Consider the following 24,549-nt stretch of genomic DNA (forward strand, 5'->3'; position numbering starts at 1 on the left):
GAAAAAAGGGCGGGGCTTAAGCCGCCCTTTTAAAAACAAAATTGTTCTTATGATTTGAGAAGAGAAAGCATCCCCTGCGGCAACTGGTTGGCTTGCGCCAACATGGCCTGTGCAGACTGCACCAGAATATTGTTCTTGGTGTAGTTCATCATTTCCTGTGCCACATCGGTATCCGTAATGGTGGATTCCGCCGCAGTCAAGTTCTGGCTCTCAATTCCCAATGTGTCACTCGCATAAGACATACGGTTCTGATAAGCACCCAATTTAGAACGCAGTTTCGACACATCGTCGATCGCGCTCTGAATGGTGTTGATCGACGAAGAAGCTGTCAAATCCAGTGCGGTCACGGTTGTGTAGTCGCTCGCAGACGCGGTGGAAAGACCCGCAACGCCAAGGCTTGCAATGTCCACGCCGCCCAAACCGGAAACAGAACCACTCAAGGTCAAATCAATTACCTGACCCGAATCCGCACCAATCTGGATCTGGATGCCGGATGTCGTGAACAGACCGTCGCCAGCAGCTGTGGAGGACAAAACATTTTTGGTGTTGTAGGTGGTCTGTGCGGAAATGCGGTTGATTTCCTGTGCCAGCGCATTGGCCTGATCCTGCAGGTTGCTCGTATCCGTAGTGTTCTGCGTCTGGTTCTGTGCCTGGTTGGCGAGGGTGCGCATCTTTTGCAGAATATCCTGCACATTGCCCAGCGCGCCTTCGGCAGTCTGCACGAGCGAGGTGCCGTTCGACACGTTCTCCTGCGCCTGATCCAAACCGTTGATCTGTGCCTGCATCTTCTGCGAGATGGCAAGACCCGAAGCATCGTCCGCGGCTTTATTGATTTTGGAGCCGGTGGACAGTTTCTGCAGGGAATCCTGCGTGGCTGCGGTGTTTTTCTGCAGATTGCTGAACGTGTTCAGCGCTGCGATATTGTGGTTGATGACCATAAGTAGTTCCTCCTTGATGGTGAAAGGGAAATCCTTTTCCCTTGCCTTGCGGCATTGTTTTTGTATTACACCCTATATATCGGCCTTATGCACGAACACTTTAGAGTATTTTTAGAAAATTTTTAGATTTTTTTATCTTGAGAGGGAAAACCGGGCAATCCGCCCAGTGCCTCGGCAAGACTTTGCAGGTCGGTCTCAACACCGGCAGCCTCACGGTTGAAGTCGGTCGCCGCCTCCAGCAGTTCTTTGCGCAGAACCGGCAGCGCACGGGGCGCGGCGATGCCGATTTTTACTTTATCTCCTTGCTGCTCCAACACCGTGATTTCGATATCCTTGCCAATGAGGAAAGATTCCCCTTTTTTGCGGGTGAGCACCAACATATCAATCGCCCTCCCTTGCCGGCAAATAATACCGCATGGGATAGCGTTCATCTTCCAGGATTATCTGCACCCCCAGCCGGGCAGCCGGATTGACCACCACTGGGCATTTCAAGTTCAGGAACAGCTGCCTGTCAGCCTGCGGTAGATTCGCAATGACCAGATAGCGGGGCGGCTCCGCCGCATTTATGGAGAGCAGTGTGCCGATTGCCGCTGGTACCGGCGGCTGATAATCCCGAAAAAGCGCGGCGGCATCCAGCACGGCAAAACAGACGCTTCTTTCCGATACGCTTTGCAGCCACATAAAAGGGTTTTCCGGATTTTGCAAGTCCTTTAGCACTGCAAAATGTGTGTGTCCTTCAAATCCGTATAACCCTTGAGGAAATTGGAATAAATCCTCTTCGGCTACTTCAATCGGTCCGGATTCTTTGGTATTGATCTGCATTTGCTACTCCCGCAGGCAGAGCCCGCTTTCCGTTTCATCCACACCGTTATAAGGAGAGGCATCCCCCCCCGCGCAGACAGTTACGCCTGCACAGAAAAATGCAGCTCCGGCTGCTGTGCCATCCAGATAGAAAGTTGTGCCGGGCGGTCCGTAGAGATGGCTGCATTTTGATACGTGTTCCAATTCACATGAAGCACGGGCGGCTGATACGCATAGGACAAGGTGTTGTCCGTGAACGATACCTGCGGTGGCGCGGACGGCACGAACGCGATGGTGTACATCGGCATCGCCGGAACCGCCTGATCCAGCGCATGTCTGACGATTGCGTTTTTATTGCGCAGCTGCGCGCGATAGACTCGTCCCATTTCATTATATTGCCGGGCGGCAGTCTGGGCCGCCTGCTGCCCTTGATCGGCAAATTGGCTCACCAACTCGGCAGTTGTGGCGTGTCCTTCCTCCGATTTCGCTGTGGTAGCGTCGATGGAAAGCTGTGGGTGGCTCGCCTCAATCGTCATTCTGCCGGGCTCCTTGGTGACCTCCACCGAGGCAGAGCGCATGCTGGTGGAAAGCTGCGCATTTTGGGCCTGCAAATCCAGACGAGCCATTGACTGCTGAACATCTAACCGCAACACATCCATCTGTCATGGCCCTCCACATTTATTTCAAATATTGTGTCAGATTGTTCTGCAAGATAGAGCTGCTGATGGACAGCGATGCCTGATATGCCATCAAGTGCAGGGAATACTGCGTATATGCCGTGGTGGTGTCCACATCTTCCACATTGGACAGCTGCTGTGTGATATTGATGGTATCCGCACTATATTTATTGGAGAGGAACGTCAGCATGTTCTGTTTCGCGCCCAGAGCCGTGTGTACCAGCGTTGTTTTGGTCATCGCATCCGTATTCAAACTGAACGTTGCGCTCACCGAACTGGTATCATTTTGACTCAGGGCATTTGCTGTCTCTCCAAAAGCATCGTACACATTTTGGCTGCCGCTTGTTGTGACGTTTTGCAATAAAAAGTCAAGTGGATTGGTGGACGCTTCAAATGCCGTCCCCGCCACCACTTTACCGCCGCTCATCTGCGTACCATAACCGAGATCGATAGGGCTGGTGCGTGTCATTGCGCTGTTTTCCGTACTATAATAAGCCAGGTCGTTCACAGTGGTCGCCGCCGTCTGCGCACTGTTATTTATCTTGGACATCGGAATATACGCGCCTGTGGCAGGCGCCTGATATAGCAACTTGCCGTTGATATCATCCTCGGAAAGAAATGCCGTCACGGTTGCTGTATGCGTTCCGCTGGCCTCACTGGTGGAAACGGTAAAGACAGGCGCCACTGTTAACGACGACTGTGCGGTTTTGACATCTGCATCCGCGGCGGCTGCCGTTGCGGCCTTTGCCTGTGCGGCAGTATCGGTAATCGTCGGGTCGGCAGTATAAGCTGCCTGATACGCCGTGTTATAGGCCGTCCCATAGGCGGTCACATAGTTGGCATATGCGGTATAATCACTTTCCGTCCCCACCTTGAATGGTGGATTACCGGTGCTGCTGCCTCCCAAAACATACTGCCCACCCGATATCGAGTTCAACGCGCTGAGCATATCTGTCTGATAGCCCTGCAAATTTTGGGCAAGTGCGGCGTTACTCGTGGTGCTGCTGGTACCGGAGCTGGATGCAGTGTTCAATGTCACATTGGCTTTTGTCAGAATACCATAATAGTCCGTATTCACCACTGTTTCCGTTTCCGTCATCCAGCTTTGTGCACTTTGGATGTTGCTCTGGTACCGATTGACCGTTTTCAGCTGCCCATTGATCTCCACCATCTGTGCGGCTTCCACCGGGTCCTGGGACGCGCGGGAATACTTTTGCCCGGAAGACAGTTTCTGCGTGTCATCAGACACCTGCTCCACATTATGATTCAGCTGTTTAGCATATTGGTTCATCACCATGGAATTTGTGATACGCATCGTTTTCCTCCGTCTTTATTGTGCCATCGTCAGCAACGTATTCATCATGTCGTTGATTGTCGTGATAACCCGCGCGCTGGCACCATACATCTGCTGATACTTCATCAGATTGACCGTTTCCTCGTCGATTGATACACTGGAAACAGCTTGGCGTTGCTTATCAAGGTCATCCTTCTGGGTCTCAAAAGTGCCGGCCTGCGTGGTATTATGGCTGACGACCGAGGCGACATCATTGGAAAAAGTCGCCGCATATTTTGTCAGTGAACCGGATGCATACAAGGTGCCGCTGTTATAAACCGACACCTGATCGCCGCTCAACGCATTGGTAAACGCCTGCGCATAGCCGCCAATGCTGGACCCGGCGGCACTCGAGTTATAGTTATCGTAAAAAAGAGTGTTGTTTGCTTTCCAAGCACTGCTCAGATCTATGGTCGCAGCGGGGTCCTTGCTCGAATCGCCGGTCCAAGGTGTATCAATCAGCGTCGCACCGCCGGCACCGGCGTTTACGCTGGTATCGGAAGCAGCCGTGTTCATAATATCTGCAAAGGACCTGGCGAAATCATTGAGGCGGTTCTTTAAATAGTTCACACCCACATCGCCATAATCGCCTGTGCCGGAACCGTTACCGTTCAAAATGGCAAGATATCCGTTGACCGAACCGCCGCCGACGGTAAGTGTCTTGCCTGTCCATGTCGTTGTCCCGCCTGTCGTGACAGATGCGGCATAGGTACTGTTCTGGTTGTTGATATCGGAGCCGTCCCATGTGACAACCGTGGTCGCCAAGCCGGTCGAATCCGCAGGCCCGTTTGTATCTACGGTAATCTTATGGACAACATTGTTGCTGTCGACCAACATCGCGTTGGCTGCAGTGCCCACATCACTGTCGAGCTGTACCGTCACACTCCCATCCGACTGCTCCACCGCAGAGATATCCAGCTCTCCAGACAGGGTATCCAACAGTGTGTTGCGCTTGTCACGCAGGTCGTTTGCCGGCTGCCCGCCCACTTCCATGCTGACAATCTGTTTGTTCAGCGTGGAAATGCTGCTCAAAATATCATTGACGCCGCCATTTGTGCTGTTTGTTCCCCCGTTGACCACAATGCTCAGGTTATTTTGCTCCCGTGACTGCACATTGAGCAAACTGTTGTAATCCGTGCGGATCTTTGTGGTCAGATTACTGACATCGTTCTGGATATTCCCCGCCATACTGGAGGCAGCCGTCGGCGACTGAGAGGATCCAATGTCATTCACCAATGCATTGAGCTGTCCGCTCAAACCTGCCAGATTATCATCGCCGCTGGCTGAGACTTCATTGAAAATATCTTCCACTTGTGACAGGTCGTCCGTCCGCTGCTGATAATCGCTGTACTGGGAATTAACAGCACGATACCCCACATCCAGAAACGAATCGCGTGCCTGCGTCACCTTACTGCTGTCTACGCCAGTTCCCACATATGCCGTGACCGGTTTCCACTGGTATTCTCCCGTGTTCACATTAAGCGACTGCAAATTCACCTGCTGCCGGGTATAACCGGTTGTCGCGGCGTTGGAAATATTATGTGCCGTCACAGCCAGCGCTGTCTGCGACGCGGAAAGCCCGGAGAGTGCGGTATTCAGCCCTGTGTTTAAAGATGCCATAGAGTACTCCTTCCAGCCAGTAAATTCTATTCTAAGACAGCCGACACCGTCATATTTTTTGATCTATAAACGCTTGTCCGGTCGATTTCCTGCCGGACGCCGCGCCGTGATTGGTGTATAAAGTCTGCGGTTTCTGCAAGGATTTAACCAACTGATCGTACTGCGCAAAACGGGAGGCGGCAATTGCGTGGTTTTTGGTATTGACACGCTGCAATTCCAATACGGCTGCCCGCAAGGTCTCTCTGAGATGGGAAAGCGCCTCTTCCTTCTCGGGGGCCTGTGCAATCACCGCACGCAATGTTTCCCCCTCCACGCCATTTTGGGACAAGATACGCTGCTGCCCCTCCCGCGTGCTTTGCAGCTGCAGCACCAGAGGTTGTTCCCGGTTGACAATCGCACTTAATTCGGCGATATTTCCAACCTGAAGCGCCGGTGTTTTCAACAGTGCCTGTTCAAGCAGGGCACGCACAATCTGTTCTTCTTTTTTGAGCGCTGTTTCCAGTTCTTCAACCCATGTGCGCATCCGCTCCACCCCTTATACCTGCCGGTCAATCCGCCTGCCAAGCATACTGCCCGCGACTTTATCCGCAGAAACCCGATATGTCCCGCCCTGCACCTGTTTTTTAATCTCCGCAAGGCGTTCCGTCCGATCGGTCTCATTGGACGCGTCTGTAATCTTTTGGGAAAGGCGCGCCGCCTCGCCGAGGTCTGCCGCTTCCGCAGAGATCTCCACACGATCCGTACTGCCCGTCTGTTCCGCTGACGTCTGCGCGGATTTTTCTTCTTTTCCTTCTTTAGAAAACGACGCATAAATGTTATGCGGCTGAAATCCATCTATCTTCATTTGTCTCACCACTTTCACAGCCATCACGCCGTATGAAACGCATTCCGCACACCACACACGGCATCGCTCTATTCATATATCGGCACATATCTAAAAAAATCAAGCCCCGGCTTCATTCCTTTTTGAAAAAACACATTTGTCCGATGATAACGCTGTTCGAAAGGAGCCGTCTGTTTGGTATTCCTTTATTCTATAGCGGCGGACGATCAGTGCAGATCGTTGGTATACGCTTCTATCTGATCGGCGGTAGACACCACCCGCGCGTTCATTTGAAACCCGCGTTGTGTCACGATCATGCGGCTCATTTGATTCGCCAGATCCACATTAGACGCTTCATACACACCCTGCGCAACCCCCTCGCCGGAGAGCTGTGCCGCGCCGGAGGACGCGTTTGGCGTGAACAGGGTATCTCCCTGCGCAGTTAGGTTTTGGGGATAGGTGAACGTGAACACACCCGGTTCTGTCTGCGGTGAGCCGTCCCGCACCGCGATGGCATTGCCCTGTGCATCCAACACGGTGCGCCCCTGCTCGTCCGCCAGAACCGTGCCGTCCCCCACAATTTTTTCCGTAAAGGTTCCTGCCCGCGTGTAAGAAATAGTTCCCTGTGCATCACGCACGGCAAAAAATCCATTTCCTTTAGCCGCGAAATCCAGCTGTGAACCGGTTTGAATCAAAGCGCTCGGCGACATATCTTTCGCAATAGCGTCCACTGCGGCCCCGCTGCCCTGCAATTCTTCCGCATATGCCGTATTGTCCGGGCGCACCATCGAATCATGCAGCAGATCACTGAAAGACGCTTCCTTCTGCACATAGCCTGCCGTATTCACATTGGCAATATCGTTGGCAATGGTGTCCATGGATGTCTGTCGGGCACGAAGACTCGCAGCACCGCCAAAAAAAGCCTGTATCATCGCGTATCCTCCCTTTTCGGGCGCTGCGCTTACCGCAGGGCGCCCACTTGTGTCACCAATTTATCCAGTGTGTCGGTAGCTGTATTATACGCCTGCTGACAGGATTGGAATGAACGGCTGGCTTCAATCAGTCCGGTCATACCGTTCACTGCACTGACATTAGATTTTTCCACATATCCCTGTAACAAGTTGGAACCGGCAGCCGCCTGTGCGCCGGCCAGGTCAAAGAACCCGTCCGTGCGTTTCGTCGCCGTACCTGTATACAGCGGGATGGTACCCGCCTGCCCCGCAGCGTTGGTATAAGCGCCGTTGGACTGAAGGCGGAAGCCCGCAGCGGCAACCGGAACACCGGTGCTGTCCAGCAGGCGCTGCCCGGATGGCAGGGATAGATAACCCGATGCGTCCGGTACAAAATTACCCGCCCGCGTATAGCGCACCGGCTCCCCCGGCGCGGCAACAGAAAAAAATCCATTGCCTTCTATCGCCACATTGGTTGCGGTACCGGTCTGTTCCAATTCCCCTTGGGAGAGGTCGGTCTCCACACCGCCCACCTTTACGCCGGCATCAAGCGTGCCGATCTGGGCATTGTCACTGGTGCGCTCTGTCAATTCCTCATCAAAGCTGCGCAAGGAAACCGCATCGCTTTTAAATCCCTGTGAATCGGCGTTATCCAGATTGTTGCCCATCACATTGATGCGTTCATACTGCGCAATCATCCCGGAAGCGGCCGAAAAAATCCCTCGAATCATGGTTTCACCTCAAGACACATATGTACTTACGTGCGGATATAGGCCTGCAAACTTATTTTCATTCGGTTCACGGCGCGTGAGTGAATCTGCGAGACCCGCGACTCAGTCACACCAAGCACCTCACTGATCTCCCTCAAGGTCAACTCCTCATAATAATACAGTGTGACGACAAGCCGGTCACGTTCCGGCAAATTTTCCACTGCCTTAGTGAGCATCTCCTGCAACTCGCTTTCTTGCAGCACACCTTCCGGCGAATCCCCACCAGCCACAGCGCCTTCCGCATCGTGCAGCATTTCCTCAAACGAAAGCACATGGAAATGCTCCGCACTGGCGCGGGTTTTTTCAAGCACACGGTTCTGGACGCCCATCCGCTCGCACAATTCCTCGTCCGATGGGCGGCGACCCAGCAGGGAAACCAATTCGTTTTCAGCGTTTTCCAGTTCCATTACCCGTTTGCGTACGCCACGCGGCACCCAATCGCTGCGCCGCACGAAGTCAAGAATCTCGCCCCGGATGCGGTAGGTGGCAAACGTTTCAAATGTGACGCCTTTGGTTTGATCGAATTTTTCAACAGCCTTGATCAGTCCGATGGTGCCGCAGCTGTTCAGGTCGTCGCTTTCCGCATAGCTGCCGCTCACAGACATCACGCGCCGCACAAGCACACGCACCAGCCAGCCGTAGTGCAGCACCAGTGCATTGCGTGCCTCCACACTGCCGGTCTGCCGATAGGCCTTCCACAGTACATCGGTCTCCTCTTCATATGTCGTGCCGGTCATGTCTTCACCACCTCAGGGCCGTTTATTCAAACCCGCATATTCACCCGACAAATCAGGCAGCTACGGCGCCAAGCGCCTGTATTTTGATATTGTTTTCCAATTCATTATAACTGATAACAGTCAGATCCGGCAATGCCTGTTCGGTCAATCGTTTTAGATACAACCGTGTCTGAGGCGCCACCAGCACAATCGGTTCGATGCCGGCCTCGCCGCATTTACCGACTATGGCAGTTAAATTATCAATCACCGCCTGTGCCTTGTCGGGGTCAAGCGCAAGATAGGGACCGCTTTCGGTCTGGCGTACGCTTTGGTTGATCATCTGTTCCAACTGCGGGTCGACAGTAATTACCTGCAATTCCCCCTGCGGCGCCAGCTTATGTGAAATAGCGCGCCGCAGACCCTGCCGTACAAATTCGGAAAGCAGGTCCGGATCTTTAATCTTGGGTGCATGGTCGGCCAGTGTTTCGAGAATGCCCACCATGTCCCGGATGGGGACATATTCCCGCAGCAGGTTTTGAATCACTTTTTGCAATTCCCCTACTGTGAGCTTATTCGGAATCAATTCATCCACCAAAGACGCGTTGTTTTTCTTGACGGTATCCAGCAGCGCATTGACTTCTTTGCGGCCAAGCAGCTCCCATGCGTGACGGCGGATGACCTCGGAGAGATGGGTCATCATGACCGCCGACGGTTCGATCACCGTGTAGCCTTTCATCTCCGCCTCGCTGCGTCTGGCCGGTGATATCCATCGGGCTTTCAGGCCAAACGCCGGTTCAATGGTATCCACCCCGTCGATATCGAACGTGTCTGCGGATGGATTCATCACAAGCAGACTGCCCACCAGCAATTCGCCCCGTGCGACTTCCTCGCCGCGTATTTTGACCACATAGGTGTTGTTGCCCAATTGGATATTATCACGCATCCGCACACTGGGAATCACCATGCCGGTATCCAGTGCAAACTGTTTGCGGAACATCACCACTTTATCTACAAATGTACCGCCCTGCGATTCGTCCACCAGCGGAATCAGGCTGTATCCGAATTCCATCTCAACGGTTTCCACCTCAAGATACTGGTATACATTTTCGGGGTTTTGCAGTTTTTTCAACTCGGAGTCTTCTGCCGGCGCAGCCATTGCGGCGGCAGGTGTGGCCTGCTCCCTTTTTTGCCTACGGTCCACCACGAAACTCATTACGATGAACAGTGCACCCTCCAAAAACAGTACCGGTGCGGGAAAGCCCGGCAGGAACATCATGCACAGCAGAACGCCGCCCGTGATGCGCAGCACCAGTGGGCGGGAAAATAACTGTGCGGTCAGGTCTTCGCTTATGTTGGTGTTGGAAGCGGCACGGGTGACGATCATACCGGTCGCCACCGAGATGAGCAGCGCAGGCAGCTGCGCGAGCAGTCCCTCACCGATTGTCGCCTGGGTATATGTCTTAAGCACGTCCTGGATATCTTTGCCGCCCACCAGACCGGCAATCACCCCGCCTACAATGTTGATAATGACGATCAAGATGGCAACAGTGGCATCTCCCTTGACAAATTTGGAGGCACCGTCCATGGAACCGTAGAAATCCGCCTCACGTTGGATATTGCTGCGGCGTGTACGTGCTTGCTGCTCGGTAATGATACCCGCGTTGAGATCCGCATCGATGGCCATCTGCTTTCCCGGCATGGCGTCCAGTGTAAAACGAGCGGCCACCTCGGCCACACGCTCGGAGCCTTTCGTGATGACAATGAACTGCACCACCACGATAATGAGGAACACGACCACTCCCACGACCAGATTGCCCTTGATGACAAAACTGCCAAACGCGCTGATGACCTCGCCCGCGTCCCCGCCATTGGAAAGAATCAAGCGGGTGGCGGATATCTCCAATGCCAGACGGAACAGCGTGGTCATCAGCAGCAGGGACGGGAAAACAGAAAATTGGAGCGTGTCCTTGATAAACAGTGCCGTCAGCAGGATAACCAGCCCGATTGCCAGATTGAGCATGAACAAAAAGTCAAGCGCAGCCGCCGGTAACGGGATGATGATCAGAAAGACCACACCAATTAGTGCGATGGACACCGCACTGTTTTTAATCCATTTCATGGCCGCCCCTCCTTTCCTGTCACCTTATCTGCGACCAGCGCGCCGCAGCTTATAGATATATGCGAGCACTTCCGCGACCGCCTTATAAAATTCCGCCGGGATTTCCGCGCCCACCTCCACAGCCTTGAACAACGCACGGGTGAGCGGCGGGTTCTCCGTGATATGTACATGGTTTTCCTCCGCAATCTCCACGATGCGCAGTGCCACGGCATTTCGCCCCTTTGCCACACAAACCGGTGCGCGTTGCTTGCCGTGCTCATATCTGAGCGCCACGGCATAATGTGTGGGGTTACGAAGCACCACATCGGCTTTTGGCACATCCTGCATCATGTGTCTGCGTGCCATCTGCCTTTGCAGGCTTTTGATTTTACCCTTAATCTCGGGGTTGCCCTCCATCTGCTTGAACTCTTCCTTGACCTCTTCCTTTGACATACGGATATCTTTTTCGTATTGAAACCACTGGTAAAAATAGTCGATTGCACCGAGTGCCAGCATCACCGCAGAGACCTTGATGCCGATATCGGCCAAAACACCCGCGACCCACGTGAACGACTGCGCAAGACTCATGTTGTAGAGCAGCAGGATGGTATGCATCTTCGGCTTGATCTCAAAGAACACCACCGCGCCCACCAGTACAATTTTTAGGATGGACTTGCCTAATTCGACAAGTGAGCGCACGGAAAAAAGTTTCTTGATGCCTTCCAGTGGGTTCAGCTTTGAAAAATCCGGTTTGAGTTGGTCGGGCACCACCAGCAGCCGTGTCTGCGCCAGCGTAACAGCCACCGCAGCAACAAAAGCGACCAGCATCACCGGCACGGCCACTTGTATGATGACGGAAAGGCCAACCATCAGACGGGCGCGCATGTCTTCATATCCGCTGACCGTAGACGACAGATTCCCCAGCAAATTGCGCATTCCATTCGACAGATTTTTAGCCATCGAGGGCCCCAGAACACGCAAGACCGCAAAGGTACCTCCCATGGAAACCGCCGCCGTGATATCGGCACTCTGTACGACATGCCCCTTTTTACGTTCGTCCTGCCGCCGTTTCGGGGTAGCTTTTTCGGTTTTGTCTCCCGCAGATTCGGGCACGCCGTTCCCCCCTTGCAGGCAAAGCCCGCTTTCAAGTTCCGATAAAGCACCGTGAAACGATATTGCACATGCTTAGGGGCTACAGCAAACGGATAAACTCGGCGACTTTTTCCAGCAACAACGCCACCAGACCGCTGCACATACTCACCGTGACCGGCACAGCCACCAGCAGCACCACGATGCCCACAATGCTCTGAATTTGGATGCCGAACGCAAAAATATTGATGGAGGGTACCGCCCGCATGATCAACCCGATTGCCACCACACAAATGAGTTCCACCGCAATAACCGGTATAGCCATCCGCAGGCCCATTTCCAACATATCGCCGCCCATCCTCACCACAAACTGTGCGGCACCGGGCGTGATGGCGGCGGCACCGGGCGGCACCACATGGAACGAATCGGCCAACATGGCGAATAAGGAAAGATGTGCGTTCCCAGCAAGGAACACCAATAAGAGAATCAAATTGTAAAAACTGCCGATCACCGGCATACTGATGCCGGAACTGGGGTCATAGATCTGCGCCATGGAAAGTCCCAGCTGCATGTCGATATATTCCCCGGCGAGGGCCACCACTGAAAAGATCATATTGACCAACACGCCAATACCGAACCCGATGGAGAATTCCAGAAGCCCAGCCACAATAAAATTGACCGGCCCATCCATCTGAACCTGCACGCCATGCAGGGTAGGAACCATGATAAAGGCGACCAGCAGGCTGAACGCCACTTTCAGGATATTCGGCACACTGGTGCGGCCAAATATGGGATTGAACAGCATCATCCCGGTCACCCGCAGGAACACCAGCAAAAACAAATCTATGTTCAATCCCGTGGTGATCGTCATGGATGACATTCCTCCTGCCGGTTTACTGCGTGCATTTACGTGATGCCCGCAATCGCGTTGAACACTTCGTGGGTGAACGACGTCATCTGTCCCACCATCCAACCACCCGCAATCAGCAGCACCAAAAGCACTGCTACCAGCTTGGGCAGAAAGTTCAGCGATTGCTCATGAATTTGGGTCGCCGTCTCGAAAATAGAAACAACCAACCCGACCACCAGACAGACTACCAAAAGCGGGATGCCTAAAGTGGCCGCCATAATCAGTGTACGGTGTGCGATATCAGCGATTTGAGACTCGTTCATTTCTCCGCCCCTTTCCAGCCCGCTTGAATGCCTATGGTCATCGGAAACTGTGCACCAAAGACTGCACGGTCAGTCCCCAACCGTCCACCAGCACAAAAAGCGCCAGTTTAAGCGGCAGAGAAATCATGGTTGGCGGCAGCATCATCATGCCCATGGACATGAGTGTGGAGGCCACGATGATATCGATAACGAGAAATGGCAGATAAATCAAAAACCCCATCATAAACGCTCGTTTGAGTTCGCTGATGACAAATGCCGGAATAAGCACACTGTTGGGGATATTGTCCAAGGACTTTACAGTCGGCGTACCCGCCATCGTGAGGAATGTCTTCATGCTGGCGTTCTCCGTCTGACGGAACATGAACTGCCGCAGCGGTTTCATCGCGTTTACTTCCGCCTGCTCGGTGGTAATCTTACCGTTTACAAGCGGCTGATACGCTGTGTTGTTGATTTGGGTAATGACCGGCTGCATAATAAACAAGGACAAAAACAGCGCAATCCCCACCAGCACCTGATTGGGCGGTGTCTGCTGCGTACCCAACGCATTGCGCAGGAATGAAAGCAGGATGATGATGCGCGTGAACGAAGTCATCATAATCAGGATTGAAGGCGCCAGCGAAATCAGTGTGAGCAGCAGTAAAATCTGGAGAGTGTTCGCGGTGCCCGCGGGGGTGGTCAACCCGTTGAGTGTGAGGGATATTCCAGGGTCGCTGCTGGCGGCCGAGACGGCCAGTCCGCTTGAAAATATGACACAGAACATCGCCGCGGCGCACGCGAACCGTAAAGCCTTGTGTTTTTGAAACACATGCCGTATTCGCTTAAAGATGTTTGTCATGTTCCTCATCCTTTTCAACGTGCAGCCACTTACTCACCCGCTCACGCACGCGCCCGCGCGGAACGGAATCCCGCAAGGCAATTTTAAAAACCGTTGCAAAATCCTGCGGAGTCGCGGGCGGCTCTTCCAGTTCCACCGCATCGGGAGCGAGCTCTCGCAGCGTGGTCATACCGGATGGAGTGACACCCACAACAAGGACTTTATCCACCGCCCGCAAAAGCAGAATGGAGCTGTCACGGGAAAGCGGCAATTTCTCAAGGATACGGATGTTCTTGCCCCTGACCCCCAGAAAGTTCCCCCCAGCGACAACACGAGTGACAACATAGGCCAAAAAGAAAAATATAATGACGATGACCACAGTCAGCAGCAGCTTGATAATCGCTCCCAAGAACCAGTCCCCCCCTTACATGCGTCCGCGCGGCCGATCAATCCGGCATCACACGGGAGATAGCGGCAAGCAGCCTGTCCGCCTGAAACGGTTTGACAATGAAATCCATAGCGCCTTCCTTGATGGCTTCCACAACCATGGCCTCCTGCCCCATAGCAGAACACATAATGATTTTTGCGCCCGGATCGATTTTTTTGATGGCTTTCAGTGCGCCAATCCCGTCCAGATTGGGCATGGTGATATCCATGATGACCAGATCCGGAGAGGCTGCGGAATACTTTTCCACCGCCTGCTGTCCATCGCCCGCTTCGTCCGCAATTTCATACCCGCCTTTGGTTAGGATGTTTTTGAGCATCATGCGCATAAAAGCAGCATCATCCACAACCATAATTCTTTTTCCCACAATAATTCCCCCTGTTTATCTTTATGTGTTGGATTGTTTACCAAGGATCTCTGTGATGCGCACCCCAAAGCTCTCGTCAATCACCACGACCTCACCGTGTGCGATGAGTTGACCGTTGACAATGACATCCACCGGGTCGCCCGCCTGCTTGTCCAGTTCAATGATCGAGCCCACTGAAAGAGCCAGAACCTCGCGCACCAGCTTGTGCGCCCGTCCCACTTCCACCGAGAGCTCAAGGGGTACCTCTTGAATCAATTCAAAATTATCTTGTTCCTCGTTAGTCAGCACCGGATGCGGGGAAAATTGCGGCAGCACCGCCGGACGCACAGCCGTAGCGGCTGCCGCCTCCCGCCTGACAGCCGACGGTCCTTGTGCGGCAGAACTGGCAGCCGGCTGCGGCACGGAAGCAACCGGCACCGCCTGTGGTTCCTGTGCCGCGGGTTGAGAAACCTGCTGTGCGGGAGCTGGAGGTGCAACGGGCTCCGTATTCCCAGAAAGTTCCGAAAGGTTGGTCACACCCATTTTCTCCAGCATGGCCTGCACCAGCTCCTGAGAAAACGCGCGTGTCATCACCATAAAGATTTCACTTTCGAACATGTTTTCGACATGGAACTGGAATTTTACAAACACGGATGAATCGGCTTGTTCATAGATAAACGCCAGTTTTTCGCCTTTGTTCTCCTCTGTAAGGACGAACGCGGACGGGGGCGATATGTTAACCGTACGGCCTATAAACCCGGAAAGCGCAGTCGCCGCGCCACCCATCATCTGGTTCATCACTTCAGCGATGGCGCTGATCTGGATCTCGCCAAACTCTTCACTGTCCATCTCCTCGCCCATAAGGACGTTGACAATCTTGGCCGCATCTGAGGAACGGATGATCAGGAAATTTTCACCGACCACGCCCTCGGTATAGGAGATGATGACGCCGATGGATGGAATCTTTTCAATGTCCTCAATGGCTTGTTGGGAACCCTTTTCCACACGCGGCGATGTGATCACTACTTTTTGACTGATGATATTGGACAGGGCCGTTGCCGCCGAGCCCATGCTGATATTGCTGATTTCCCCGATGATATCTTTCTCGTCCTGCGTCAGGACCAACTCCTCATTTTGACTCATCTTTCACTCCACTTTCCAGTAGGATTCCATCCACCCGAACGGCCCGGTTGTTGTGCCATGTACCAAGTGTTCCTTCAAACCATTTGTCTTTGCCCGCAAAAACAGCCGCTTTTTGATGCATATGCTGGTCCAGGCCGATGACATCCCCCACCTGCAGGTCCAGTGCTTCCCGCAAGGTGATGTGTCCGCTCCCGAGAACGGCGCGCATTTCAACGGGAATCTGGCGCACTTTGCGCAGCAAGTTCTCTTTGTTGGACGCTTCATTCGCATCCTTGCCGCGGCTCTCGGTAAACCAATAACGGGTGTTCAGTTGCTCAATCACCGGCTCCAAAATCACATACGGGATACAGAAACTGATATTGCCTACCACATCCCGTATCTCAACATTGAGCATGATGATAACAACCGTTTCATTCGGAGACACCGGCTGACTCTGGCGGGAATTGCTCTCCAGACGTGTAAACGCAGGCTTAACCTCATACACATTGGACCACGCGTCCCCCACCAGATTGCACATCGTCTGCACCACTTGTCTGAGCAGCTGCAATTCAATGTCCGTATAATCCCGATCGGCCTCATAGTTTTCACCCGGCCCGCCAAGCAGCCGGTCGATAATGGCAAAGGCAACCGACTGGCTGAAAGTGATCATCGAGGACCCCTCCAGCGGGTTCATCTCCATCATCCCCATGAGGATGTTCTCCGGCAGAGCGTTGGAATACTCAAAATACCGCTGTTCTTCAATCGTAAGCACTTCCACTTTGCAATAGCTGCGGAGCGTACCGGAAAGGTAGGAGGAAAGCAGACGCCCATAATTTTCGTAGATGATGCTGAGTGTTTTGAGCTGCTCCTTATTGAACTTCTTGGGAATTTTGAAATCATAAGGCCGCACTCTTTTTTCTGCGCTGATATTTTCCAGCTCATTAACGCTGATATCTCCGCTGCTCAGTGAATGGAGCAGCTCATCGATTTGGTTTTGTGACAAAACGTCGCTCATACGCAACCTCCCTTTCCTTTGGAATCAGATTGCCGCGGGTTGGATACCCGTCCGTTCACCGGTTCGCACGTGCATGTTTGTCCACTGTCGGATGCAGAATGGTTTTCAGCCGCTCCTGCACAACAAACATAGACTCGCCCGCCTGCACGGCAAGGATTCCTTCCATTGCGGCCTGCCGCAGACTCTGTTGCCTGATCGATCCGGTGCGGACGCGCGCCGCCAGCGGCAGAAATACCACGTAAGCAAGCAGCGCACCATAGGCAACCGGCAGCAGCGCGCCGGCGATACCGGGAGCAAGTGTCTGGGGTCCTGTATAGCGGTGAAGCATCAAAACAATTTTCAATAGCGTTCCCGCCGCCCCGATACCCATGGCCAAATACGCCATGCGTTCAAACAATTCCTGTGCGGCCTGCTCACCTATCTTTTGACCGTCCGCCTGCTTTTGCAAGACGGCACACACCGTTTCCTGACTGGCCGCACCGGAAATCAGCAGTACGCCCTCCCGCACCAGTGCGTTAGCGATCCGTGATTCCGCATCCTCCAACGCCAACATGCCTTTTTCTCTCGCCAGCATGGCAAGGGAAATCAGTTCCTCTTCCAGCTTCTCCCCATTCGTCCGACGCATGGTACGGGCCGCATCACGCAGACGCGCACCAAGCGCCCCCGCCGGAAAACTCATAACACTCAGTGCCGCCACGCCCCCGACCACAAGCAGCACCGAGCGCCAATCGAAAAGCAACGCCGGATTGCCGCCGCCCAGTGCAAAAACCCCAAAAAGCAGAACACAACAGAAAAGACTAATCACAAACGACATGGAAACGGCATTCCTCCCCGGCGGCGGTCACAATGGCGGGCAGCTATGTATCAGGCAGTCATATATAGGGGTCATCCTCATCCACGCGCGGACGGCTGTTATACCCGTTCTTCGTTTCAAAAGATCGTGCAATCACCACTGCCCGGCGATAAAACGCCACCATCTCGTCTACCACCGTGTCCGCACTCTCTGTAACCAGAATTTTTTTTCCACTTTTCAATGAGATCACGGTATCGGGTGTTTCCTCTATAAACTCCACCTCAAACGGATTGACGTAAAAGCGTTCGCCATTGAGCTTGGTGACTTTGATCATTGCTCTACCCTTCCCCCCGCAGACACGTTTACGAACGCTTCAAGTTTACGATTTCTTCCAGAAGAGAGTCGGCAACGGTAATGACGCGCGAATTGGCCTGAAACCCGCGCTGCGTCACGATCATGTTGGTAAACTCCTGCGCCAAATCGACATTGGACTGCTCCAGTCCACCCGAAACCAGATAGGTCTGATTGTTGTTCATCGGCTGCATATACGACGCCGAACCAGAACTGGCAGATGAAGCAAACGAGGTGTTGCCCGCCTGTGTCAACCCATCTTGATTGGCAAAAGACGCAAGCCCAATGGTCATGTTATCTGTGGCAGCCGCGCCGGTAGCACCAACAGACGTGCCGTATTCGAATGTGCCTTTTACCCCGTTGATGGTGGCAGAGATTGTACCGTCCTGATTGAACGTCATATCCTGAATAGCGCTGCTGCCCCACTTGACATGGGTCGCATCTGTTGCCGTCGTAGAATTGGGATCAAGGATCGTGACATCGCCTGTGGTACCTGTGGCATCGCTTGGATGAAACGTGGAGCCCACAAAGTTAATTGCGTGCAGCTTGATGGCTGCGGTTTGCAGTGTGGAGGCGTCCACCCCCATTACATAATTCCCGCTGGCATCCACCAGATAACCGTCCGCAGTTGTTTTGAAATTGCCGACGCGCGTGTAAAGATCATTTACCGTCGCCGTATTGGCTGCAAGATCGCTTTTGCTGGTACCGGCGGTGTGGCTGCCGTCGTCATTGCTGACAATGAAATAACCGTTCCCGCTGATGAACAGGTTGCTGGAAATGCCGGTGGCGGTGTATCCCGTGGTACTCATGTCTTTGCTGATGCCGCTGACCTTTGTGCCATACCCGACTTCCGAGGCATTGGTCGTATTCGTGCCGCCCTGCAGTGTCTGGTAAAACAAATCGCTGAAATCGGTGCGGCTGGACTTGAAGCCCGCCGTATTAACGTTCGCAATGTTATTGCCAATGACATCCATAGCTGTCTGCTGTGCCCGCAAACCTGTAACCGCTGAATTAAGAGCTCTCATGAAAAAATCTCCTTTTCTTTTATCACATCACAAATCAACGTGTCTATTCTGCCTGTACTTCAATATAAGGCGGCTGCCGCATAGGCGGACTATCAGACATTCAAGCCCGCAGACCCTCCAAAGGACCAGATCATGCGATGACGGCACCGTCGATATTGGTAAAAACACCACCCGTTTTTTCGCCCACCTGCATGGCTGTCACCACAGTTTTCCCCGGGACATCCACGATGAACGCCAATCCACCCAGCAGCACGAGTGAATCGCGCAGGCCATGGCCCGCCGCTTTATCCACCGCGCTGTTGAGCTTTTGCATGTCGCTGCTTGCCAGTGTGACCTTGCGGTCGGCCAGCCGCTCCAGTGCGTGCTTGGAAAAATGGATACCGTTTTCCTTTTCCCGCGCTGCCTCCAGCGTCTGCGAAAATGTAAAAACCGTGGACGATTGCGGGGCTTGCACCGTCTGCGTCTGGAGAATGGCGGGTGGCAGCAGGACATTGTTCAACTGGATTTCTGACAACAGATTTCCCCCCTTATCTGTTTATGACGGTGTAGAAGAATCCGAGGAAGATGGGGTGGCCGACAAGGAATCTGTCCCCGTGCCGGAATTGGTTGTAACCATATCCGTAGCTGTCACGCGCGTGATACCAGTGAGGGGAATCCATGTATTATTGACATAGCACTGCGGTGTCGAGGAATCACTGAAATCCACCGCCTGTACCACGCCTTCGGATGTAGTGCTCGTCCCGCTATTCGGATCCGTAGTGGTATAAAGGACATCTTTGCCCACCATGGAAGTCCCCGCCGTGATGTTACTGACCTGCGCCAGCTTTTGCGTCTGTTCCACCATGCTGAACTGCGCCATTTGCGCCATAAACTGGCTGTTGTCGGTCGGTTCCAGCGGGTCTTGATATTGCAATTGCTTCGTCATCAGTGTGAAGAAATCCGACATACCGAACGTGCTGCTGGTATCATCCGTGGACAGTGCTTTCGGGGCAGTGGGCAAAGAGCCCAACGACGCGATGCTGCTTATACTCATTATACGCGCTCCTTTCTTATGCGAACAGGTTTACGAACGACGCGAACCCGGCTTCCTGCTGTTCGCTTGTGTTTGGTTGACTTTGCCGGAACGTCTGCGGTGTCTGCCTTCTGTGCTGTTGCGGGTTTTGTCCTGCTTGATTTTGCTGATTTGGGGTCTGCCCCGTGTTGTCGGCCTGTGTATAAGAAACTTCCGTTTTCTGCACCGGCACGCCACTGCTTTGTATGGCGCTCTTCAAGTGGTCAAGCCCCGTGGCGAGCATCTGACAGGTATGGTGGTTGTCCGCCACGATGGAAACCGTAAGGGCGCCCCCCTGCGACACCATCTTAATGGTAATACCGCCGAGATCTTCCGGACTGAGATGGACACGCAGTTCGCTGCGCTGATTCGCAAACGCATTCTTGACCGCGTCGGCAACCTGCGTGGTCACATGGCTCTGTTCGACGGCGGGCTGTGCCTGCACCGGGGTGGATGACTGCGTCACCGTCTGCACCGAGACCGACTGGGCATATGTTTGGGGCACAGTGCTTGTCTGGCGCTCCTCCTTCCGGTTTTGCCCGTCGGACGAAGACGTCTGCCCGCCAATATTTGATGAACTCGCCGCCATGCCTTGTGCGGCCGGAACAGATGATATGGCAACCGGATGAAGCATGGTTGCCTGTGTATCCGATGTCGAAAGCGTTTTTCCGGATTGTGCGTCCGGCGCACCTTGCATAGAGACCGCTAAGGAATCAATTGCCCCATTGTTTTGTAAAATCATATTCTGAAAAGGAGCAGACGTTTTCTGCCCGGAAATCACTGCGGATATCGGCCCGCTCTGCGCCTGCGCAACTGCCGACGACAGAATGTTTTTTACTTGCGTATCCTGAACGCTGCCGGTCGCCGGAGCAGCATTCGTACTGGCCGAAGCTGTTTGCGTTCCCGTCAGCGTCGTGTCCATTAAAGAATCGGTTTTCTGCACGGAGGCTGAAAAAGTCGCCGCCACAGAGCCATGCTGCCCCACCGCTTGATTCAGCGTACTTCCCGTCGTCTCGAATGCACCTGCATCTCTATACCTGCTTTCCAAGGACGGCTGCCCGCCTTGTGCAGAGATGGTCTGCTCGCCCAATTGAGAAAACATCGTCCCACCCGCCTGCGCCGCCATAGTAGCAGCCGGTGTTTGCGCGGCGGTCGATGTAGTTTGAAGCGGCGGGGTCACGCCCTGTGCCGCTACCGGAATCGCGGATGTGCCAACCTGCGCGGAAACTGCCTGCGCCGCCGTAGTGGCAGCCGGTGTTTGCGCGGCGGTTGATGTGGTTTGAAGCGGCGGGGTCACGCCCTGTGTTGCCGCCGGAATCGCGGATGTGCCAATCCGCGTGGGAACTGCCTGCGCCGGCGTAGTGGCAGCCGGTGTTTGCGCGGCGGTCAATGTGGTTTGAAGCGGCGGGGCCACGCCCTGTGCCGCTACCGGAATCGCGGATGTGCCAACCTGCGCGGGAACTGCCTGCGCCGCCGTTGTGGCAGCCGGTGTCTGTGTGGTAAAAGGCATCCCCAGTGTTTGATTATTTTGCTCCAATGTACCCTGCAATGCGGCGGAAAACCCTACAGCGCCCGTGAAAGCGCAGCCGGTCTGTTCTGCAAAAGGCACTGTTCCGCCAGAAAAAGCGCTTGAAACGGTCACCGGCACATGCGATGCGGACTGCTCACCGGTAACGGCGGTACTCTGCATGGCATCCGTGCCATTTGCCGGCATCGTTTGGATCGGCATGAAAGCAGAGCATCCCATCATTTGTAAAATCAGTTGTGCGGCAGTTTCCTGCTTTTGGGAAGATGGATGGTCGCAATCTCCGCCCGCTTTGGTCTCCATGCCTGTGGCTTTGCTTTGCACGCACCCGGGTGCCGCTGTATTGACAGACTGTGAAAAAAGCAGTGCACCAAAATCCGCTCCGCCGCTTTGCGCACCGGAAAGACTCGCGCTATCATTGCTATTTGCGCAGTTCGTTGCTTGTGCGACACTGGTTATCTGCATCTAAATATCACCTCCTTTCAATGGAATACCTGCGGTGCTTTAACGGACCCATCGCGCCGCGACTTGTTCCTCAATTTCTTTTTCCATTTCTATCTTTTGCTCATGACGATATGCATGAAACTGTTTTCCGTAAAGTGCGTCAATGGTCTTGCGCGCCTGCATTTTTTCCAGAAGCAGCTGCCTTGCCTGTTCCACTGCCGCCGTCTGCGTGTATATCCGACCCGCGACATCCTCCGCATGCGTGCGCAGCTCCAACAAAAACGACTGGATGCGCACCATTTCCATCGGGCGGGTGCCGGAACGGCAAATCTGTAGGTAACGCGCCGACCATTCCCGATAGGCGACCCGCAGACCCTCTTCTTCTTCTTCCAAAAGGCGCAGGGTGTGCTGCTCACGCGCAAGCACATCCTTTTGTTCGCGCTCCGCATACTGGCGTAAATTCCGCACCGGCGCAAGACGAAATTTGAATTTCCGCATCTTCCCGCCTCCTTATCCCGCCAATGCCTGCCGCATTGCTTCGACGGTCTGTTCAAAGGTAAACGGCTCGCCTACGCGCTGCCGTAAGAACATTTCGATCGTCTTATGGAACCGAATGGCTGTGTCCACTTCCTCGCTGCTGCCTGCTTTGTACGCGCCGATGCTGATAAGATCAGCGTAATTCTCATAGGTCGCCATCAAGCGGCGCATGTTCCCCGCCAGTTCCAAATGGGCGTCCGCGGCAATATCGGGCATCAGTCGACTGATACTGGCCAGCACATCGATAGCGGGATAATGGTTCTGCATGGCCAGTGCGCGGGTCAACACAATATGTCCATCCAGAATGCCGCGCACCGTATCGGCCACCGGTTCGTTCATATCATCGCCTTCGACCAGCACCGTGTAAATACCGGTAATGGACCCCTTTTCAAAATTGCCGGAACGCTCCAGCAGTTTGGGCATGACGGCAAAAATAGACGGCGTATAACCGCGCGCGACCGGAGGCTCGCCGGTCGCCAGACCAATCTCGCGCTGTGCCATGGCAAAACGGGTCAGACTGTCCATCATCAGCATGACATTTTTACCCCGGTCACGGAAAAATTCCGCTACCGCCGTAGCAACCATGGCGCATTTGACCCGCGCCATGGCTGGACGGTCGGATGTGGCCACCACCAGCACCGTGCGTGCCATCCCCTCGGCTTGCAGATCTTTTTCCATGAAGTCACGCAGTTCTCTGCCGCGCTCACCCACCAGCGCGATGACATTGACATCCGCCTGTGCATTTCGCGCGATCATACCCATCAGTGTGGATTTGCCCACGCCGCTCCCCGCAAAGATGCCGATACGCTGGCCCTTCCCGCAGGTAAGCAGCCCGTCTATTGCCTTTACCCCCAAGGGCATTGTTTCTTTGATACGGGGCCTGCGCAGTGGGTTTTCCGGTTCGGCATCAATCAGGTAGTGCGCCTCCACCGTGATGGGGCCTTTTCCATCGATTGGCATCCCAATCCCATCAATCACCCTCCCCACCATGTCCATGCCCACCGGCACGGAAAATGGGTGGCCCGTGGATTCCACCAAGCTTCCAGGGCCAACGCCGTTCAGGCTGTCATAGGGCATAAGCAGCATTTTCGTGTCACGGAAACCGACGACTTCGGCGGTCACCGCTTCTCCACCCATTTGGGGATAAATATGGCACACTTCCCCGATGCGCACCGCCGGTCCAACCGATTCCACCGAGAGACCGGTTACACGTTCCACTCTGCCGCGGCTGACAGTCAGATCCGCCGCGCGCATTTTTTCAATTGCCTGTTTGAGCAGCATATCAATCTCCCGCAACGATCTGATCTAACCAACCCGCCACCTGCAGGGCCTTTTGGAACTGCGTTTCAACACTTGCGTCCAAACTGCCCGCTTCTGTTTCCAGAACACACAGGCCATCGTCGCCGTCGGTCTGGCGAATCTCTATACTTTGCAGTCCGTCAATCTGCTTTTTCATCCATTCCAAATGCCGGGAGGCAATATCGCAGCCGTAAGCGTTCGCGCGAAGCACAGCGTGTTCCACAGGGCCTACATGTGCAGCCGCCTGCGCAAACAGATGCAGATAGGCTTCATCATCACGGTGCAACGCCAGATGCAGCGCCTGACGGGCCTCTTTCACGGCCAGAGCCGGCAACGCCGTCTGTTTTGCCGCGAGCGCCTGCCGTGTTTGCGTTTGCAGCCGTATGCGCTCCGATTCTGTTACTGCCTGTTCCTCTTCGATTTGAATGCGAGCCGCACGCAAGACCTGCTCGCTGCCCGCTTGAAAGCCGCACGCAAGTCCTTCTTGCATCCCGCGTGAACGGGCCTCGCTGATATCCTGCCGGCCGCCCACATCGCCAAGCGGCAAAAAAGTCGTCTGCACGACCGGAACCTGTTCTGTTTTCTTTACATGTTGGGTCAACTTTTCCGCCGCTCCTTTCTATGGATGATGCACAATATGGTTACCCGCCCATTTCCTCCGCTTTTTGAAGGCGATGAGCAATTTTCAATATCCGCTTTTGCGCCTGCTCTGTATCTTCCATCGGGACAGGGCCAAGGAACTCCATTTCCTGTTGAACAGTTTCATGCAAGCATTTGGGCAGAACCTCCAACAG

30 protein-coding genes are annotated in these 24,549 nt (G+C 54.1%); all 30 read right to left on the reverse strand.

Annotated elements, in window-relative coordinates; genetic code table 11:
* Positions 1–47 precede the first annotated feature (47 nt).
* The 30 genes from ABF463_RS07520 to ABF463_RS07665 all read right to left on the reverse strand — a co-directional run bounded on the left by ABF463_RS07520 (position 48) and on the right by ABF463_RS07665 (position 24,546).
* Positions 48–938: a flagellin gene (locus tag ABF463_RS07520; protein ID WP_415532965.1), complete on the reverse strand. Its 891-nt coding sequence runs from the start codon at positions 936–938 to the stop codon at positions 48–50.
* A gap of 122 nt (positions 939–1,060) precedes the next feature.
* A complete protein-coding gene (locus tag ABF463_RS07525; RefSeq protein WP_415532966.1) occupies positions 1,061–1,318 on the reverse strand; it encodes a carbon storage regulator in 258 nt (85 codons plus the stop codon).
* 1 nt (position 1,319) lies between these two features.
* The gene (fliW, locus tag ABF463_RS07530; RefSeq protein ID WP_415532967.1) at positions 1,320–1,760 is read right to left on the reverse strand and encodes a flagellar assembly protein FliW; all 441 of its coding nucleotides are present in this window, start codon (positions 1,758–1,760) and stop codon (positions 1,320–1,322) included.
* 80 nt (positions 1,761–1,840) lie between these two features.
* A complete protein-coding gene (locus ABF463_RS07535) occupies positions 1,841–2,398 on the reverse strand; it encodes a DUF6470 family protein (RefSeq protein WP_415532968.1) in 558 nt (185 codons plus the stop codon).
* 19 nt (positions 2,399–2,417) lie between these two features.
* Positions 2,418–3,731, reverse strand: coding sequence for a flagellin (locus ABF463_RS07540; RefSeq protein WP_415532969.1), 1,314 nt, complete (start codon positions 3,729–3,731; stop codon positions 2,418–2,420).
* Positions 3,732–3,746: 15 nt separating this feature from the next.
* On the reverse strand, positions 3,747–5,369 hold the full coding sequence (gene flgK, locus ABF463_RS07545) for a flagellar hook-associated protein FlgK (RefSeq protein WP_415532971.1): 1,623 nt from the start codon (positions 5,367–5,369) through the stop codon (positions 3,747–3,749).
* 49 nt (positions 5,370–5,418) lie between these two features.
* Entirely contained in the window at positions 5,419–5,892 is a 474-nt protein-coding gene (locus ABF463_RS07550; protein WP_415532972.1) for a flagellar protein FlgN, read from the reverse strand.
* Between the two features lie 12 nt (positions 5,893–5,904).
* Positions 5,905–6,213: a flagellar biosynthesis anti-sigma factor FlgM gene (gene flgM / locus ABF463_RS07555; protein ID WP_415532973.1), complete on the reverse strand. Its 309-nt coding sequence runs from the start codon at positions 6,211–6,213 to the stop codon at positions 5,905–5,907.
* Between the two features lie 206 nt (positions 6,214–6,419).
* The gene (locus ABF463_RS07560) at positions 6,420–7,124 is read right to left on the reverse strand and encodes a flagellar hook-basal body protein (RefSeq protein ID WP_415532974.1); all 705 of its coding nucleotides are present in this window, start codon (positions 7,122–7,124) and stop codon (positions 6,420–6,422) included.
* A 29-nt stretch (positions 7,125–7,153) separates the two neighbouring features.
* Positions 7,154–7,873 carry a flagellar hook-basal body protein gene (locus ABF463_RS07565; RefSeq protein ID WP_415532975.1) on the reverse strand — a complete coding sequence of 240 codons (720 nt, stop codon included), beginning with the start codon at positions 7,871–7,873 and terminating at the stop codon, positions 7,154–7,156.
* Positions 7,874–7,899: 26 nt separating this feature from the next.
* A complete protein-coding gene (locus ABF463_RS07570) occupies positions 7,900–8,649 on the reverse strand; it encodes a sigma-70 family RNA polymerase sigma factor (protein WP_415532976.1) in 750 nt (249 codons plus the stop codon).
* A gap of 52 nt (positions 8,650–8,701) precedes the next feature.
* Positions 8,702–10,747 (reverse strand): flagellar biosynthesis protein FlhA, encoded by a 2,046-nt coding sequence (gene flhA, locus ABF463_RS07575; protein ID WP_415532977.1) that lies wholly within the window; start codon positions 10,745–10,747, stop codon positions 8,702–8,704.
* A 24-nt stretch (positions 10,748–10,771) separates the two neighbouring features.
* Positions 10,772–11,839 (reverse strand): flagellar biosynthesis protein FlhB, encoded by a 1,068-nt coding sequence (gene flhB, locus ABF463_RS07580; RefSeq protein WP_415532978.1) that lies wholly within the window; start codon positions 11,837–11,839, stop codon positions 10,772–10,774.
* A gap of 79 nt (positions 11,840–11,918) precedes the next feature.
* The gene (gene fliR, locus ABF463_RS07585; RefSeq protein WP_415532979.1) at positions 11,919–12,686 is read right to left on the reverse strand and encodes a flagellar biosynthetic protein FliR; all 768 of its coding nucleotides are present in this window, start codon (positions 12,684–12,686) and stop codon (positions 11,919–11,921) included.
* Between the two features lie 35 nt (positions 12,687–12,721).
* Entirely contained in the window at positions 12,722–12,988 is a 267-nt protein-coding gene (gene fliQ / locus ABF463_RS07590; RefSeq protein WP_415532981.1) for a flagellar biosynthesis protein FliQ, read from the reverse strand.
* 37 nt (positions 12,989–13,025) lie between these two features.
* Positions 13,026–13,823: a flagellar type III secretion system pore protein FliP gene (gene fliP, locus ABF463_RS07595; protein ID WP_415532982.1), complete on the reverse strand. Its 798-nt coding sequence runs from the start codon at positions 13,821–13,823 to the stop codon at positions 13,026–13,028.
* On the reverse strand, positions 13,807–14,211 hold the full coding sequence (locus ABF463_RS07600; RefSeq protein WP_415532983.1) for a FliO/MopB family protein: 405 nt from the start codon (positions 14,209–14,211) through the stop codon (positions 13,807–13,809). Before ABF463_RS07600 ends, fliP begins: the two co-directional genes overlap by 17 nt.
* Positions 14,212–14,248: 37 nt before the next feature.
* Positions 14,249–14,614: a response regulator gene (locus tag ABF463_RS07605; RefSeq protein WP_415532984.1), complete on the reverse strand. Its 366-nt coding sequence runs from the start codon at positions 14,612–14,614 to the stop codon at positions 14,249–14,251.
* A 21-nt stretch (positions 14,615–14,635) separates the two neighbouring features.
* The gene (gene fliY / locus ABF463_RS07610) at positions 14,636–15,736 is read right to left on the reverse strand and encodes a flagellar motor switch phosphatase FliY (RefSeq protein ID WP_415532985.1); all 1,101 of its coding nucleotides are present in this window, start codon (positions 15,734–15,736) and stop codon (positions 14,636–14,638) included.
* A complete protein-coding gene (gene fliM / locus ABF463_RS07615) occupies positions 15,723–16,730 on the reverse strand; it encodes a flagellar motor switch protein FliM (protein ID WP_415532987.1) in 1,008 nt (335 codons plus the stop codon). Before fliM ends, fliY begins: the two co-directional genes overlap by 14 nt.
* 55 nt (positions 16,731–16,785) lie before the next feature.
* Complete coding sequence (locus ABF463_RS07620; protein WP_415532988.1) at positions 16,786–17,544, reverse strand: motility protein A; 759 nt, start codon at positions 17,542–17,544, stop codon at positions 16,786–16,788.
* Between the two features lie 58 nt (positions 17,545–17,602).
* Positions 17,603–17,857 carry a flagellar FlbD family protein gene (locus ABF463_RS07625; RefSeq protein ID WP_415532989.1) on the reverse strand — a complete coding sequence of 85 codons (255 nt, stop codon included), beginning with the start codon at positions 17,855–17,857 and terminating at the stop codon, positions 17,603–17,605.
* Between the two features lie 28 nt (positions 17,858–17,885).
* Positions 17,886–18,899, reverse strand: a complete 1,014-nt coding sequence (locus ABF463_RS07630) for a flagellar hook-basal body protein (RefSeq protein WP_415532990.1) — start codon at positions 18,897–18,899, stop codon at positions 17,886–17,888.
* Positions 18,900–19,029: 130 nt separating this feature from the next.
* The gene (locus ABF463_RS07635) at positions 19,030–19,413 is read right to left on the reverse strand and encodes a TIGR02530 family flagellar biosynthesis protein (RefSeq protein WP_415532991.1); all 384 of its coding nucleotides are present in this window, start codon (positions 19,411–19,413) and stop codon (positions 19,030–19,032) included.
* 21 nt (positions 19,414–19,434) lie between these two features.
* A complete protein-coding gene (locus ABF463_RS07640; RefSeq protein WP_415532993.1) occupies positions 19,435–19,932 on the reverse strand; it encodes a flagellar hook assembly protein FlgD in 498 nt (165 codons plus the stop codon).
* A 16-nt stretch (positions 19,933–19,948) separates the two neighbouring features.
* Entirely contained in the window at positions 19,949–21,940 is a 1,992-nt protein-coding gene (locus ABF463_RS07645; RefSeq protein ID WP_415532994.1) for a flagellar hook-length control protein FliK, read from the reverse strand.
* Positions 21,941–21,979: 39 nt separating this feature from the next.
* The gene (locus ABF463_RS07650) at positions 21,980–22,417 is read right to left on the reverse strand and encodes a flagellar export protein FliJ (protein WP_415532995.1); all 438 of its coding nucleotides are present in this window, start codon (positions 22,415–22,417) and stop codon (positions 21,980–21,982) included.
* 12 nt (positions 22,418–22,429) lie between these two features.
* Complete coding sequence (gene fliI, locus ABF463_RS07655; RefSeq protein ID WP_415532996.1) at positions 22,430–23,737, reverse strand: flagellar protein export ATPase FliI; 1,308 nt, start codon at positions 23,735–23,737, stop codon at positions 22,430–22,432.
* Position 23,738: 1 nt separating this feature from the next.
* Positions 23,739–24,356 carry a hypothetical protein gene (locus tag ABF463_RS07660; RefSeq protein ID WP_415532997.1) on the reverse strand — a complete coding sequence of 206 codons (618 nt, stop codon included), beginning with the start codon at positions 24,354–24,356 and terminating at the stop codon, positions 23,739–23,741.
* A 40-nt stretch (positions 24,357–24,396) separates the two neighbouring features.
* Positions 24,397–24,546 carry a FliG C-terminal domain-containing protein gene (locus ABF463_RS07665; RefSeq protein ID WP_415532998.1) on the reverse strand — a complete coding sequence of 50 codons (150 nt, stop codon included), beginning with the start codon at positions 24,544–24,546 and terminating at the stop codon, positions 24,397–24,399.
* Positions 24,547–24,549 lie beyond the last annotated feature (3 nt).

The sequence above is a fragment of the Ethanoligenens sp. genome, from assembly GCF_047718355.1.
In the GTDB taxonomy this organism is placed as follows: domain Bacteria; phylum Bacillota; class Clostridia; order Oscillospirales; family Ethanoligenentaceae; genus Ethanoligenens.

Bases quoted from the DNA above. Each gene is read 5' to 3' on its own strand.
- ABF463_RS07620 (WP_415532988.1), bottom strand. From the start codon at position 17,544: ATGTCGTTTGTGATTAGTCTTTTCTGTTGTGTTCTGCTTTTTGGGGTT.
- fliQ (WP_415532981.1), bottom strand. From the start codon at position 12,988: ATGAACGAGTCTCAAATCGCTGATATCGCACACCGTACACTGATTATG.
- fliY (WP_415532985.1), bottom strand. From the start codon at position 15,736: ATGAGTCAAAATGAGGAGTTGGTCCTGACGCAGGACGAGAAAGATATC.
- ABF463_RS07550 (WP_415532972.1), bottom strand. From the start codon at position 5,892: ATGCGCACATGGGTTGAAGAACTGGAAACAGCGCTCAAAAAAGAAGAA.
- fliM (WP_415532987.1), bottom strand. From the start codon at position 16,730: ATGAGCGACGTTTTGTCACAAAACCAAATCGATGAGCTGCTCCATTCA.
- ABF463_RS07540 (WP_415532969.1), bottom strand. From the start codon at position 3,731: ATGCGTATCACAAATTCCATGGTGATGAACCAATATGCTAAACAGCTG.
- ABF463_RS07630 (WP_415532990.1), bottom strand. From the start codon at position 18,899: ATGAGAGCTCTTAATTCAGCGGTTACAGGTTTGCGGGCACAGCAGACA.
- ABF463_RS07565 (WP_415532975.1), bottom strand. From the start codon at position 7,873: ATGATTCGAGGGATTTTTTCGGCCGCTTCCGGGATGATTGCGCAGTAT.
- fliR (WP_415532979.1), bottom strand. From the start codon at position 12,686: ATGACGATCACCACGGGATTGAACATAGATTTGTTTTTGCTGGTGTTC.
- ABF463_RS07650 (WP_415532995.1), bottom strand. From the start codon at position 22,417: ATGCGGAAATTCAAATTTCGTCTTGCGCCGGTGCGGAATTTACGCCAG.
- ABF463_RS07535 (WP_415532968.1), bottom strand. From the start codon at position 2,398: ATGGATGTGTTGCGGTTAGATGTTCAGCAGTCAATGGCTCGTCTGGAT.
- flgK (WP_415532971.1), bottom strand. From the start codon at position 5,369: ATGGCATCTTTAAACACAGGGCTGAATACCGCACTCTCCGGGCTTTCC.
- ABF463_RS07525 (WP_415532966.1), bottom strand. From the start codon at position 1,318: ATGTTGGTGCTCACCCGCAAAAAAGGGGAATCTTTCCTCATTGGCAAG.
- ABF463_RS07645 (WP_415532994.1), bottom strand. From the start codon at position 21,940: ATGCAGATAACCAGTGTCGCACAAGCAACGAACTGCGCAAATAGCAAT.
- ABF463_RS07570 (WP_415532976.1), bottom strand. From the start codon at position 8,649: ATGACCGGCACGACATATGAAGAGGAGACCGATGTACTGTGGAAGGCC.
- flhA (WP_415532977.1), bottom strand. From the start codon at position 10,747: ATGAAATGGATTAAAAACAGTGCGGTGTCCATCGCACTAATTGGTGTG.
- fliW (WP_415532967.1), bottom strand. From the start codon at position 1,760: ATGCAGATCAATACCAAAGAATCCGGACCGATTGAAGTAGCCGAAGAG.
- flgM (WP_415532973.1), bottom strand. From the start codon at position 6,213: ATGAAGATAGATGGATTTCAGCCGCATAACATTTATGCGTCGTTTTCT.
- ABF463_RS07640 (WP_415532993.1), bottom strand. From the start codon at position 19,932: ATGAGTATAAGCAGCATCGCGTCGTTGGGCTCTTTGCCCACTGCCCCG.
- ABF463_RS07520 (WP_415532965.1), bottom strand. From the start codon at position 938: ATGGTCATCAACCACAATATCGCAGCGCTGAACACGTTCAGCAATCTG.
- ABF463_RS07560 (WP_415532974.1), bottom strand. From the start codon at position 7,124: ATGATACAGGCTTTTTTTGGCGGTGCTGCGAGTCTTCGTGCCCGACAG.
- ABF463_RS07625 (WP_415532989.1), bottom strand. From the start codon at position 17,857: ATGATCAAAGTCACCAAGCTCAATGGCGAACGCTTTTACGTCAATCCG.
- fliP (WP_415532982.1), bottom strand. From the start codon at position 13,823: ATGACAAACATCTTTAAGCGAATACGGCATGTGTTTCAAAAACACAAG.
- fliI (WP_415532996.1), bottom strand. From the start codon at position 23,737: ATGCTGCTCAAACAGGCAATTGAAAAAATGCGCGCGGCGGATCTGACT.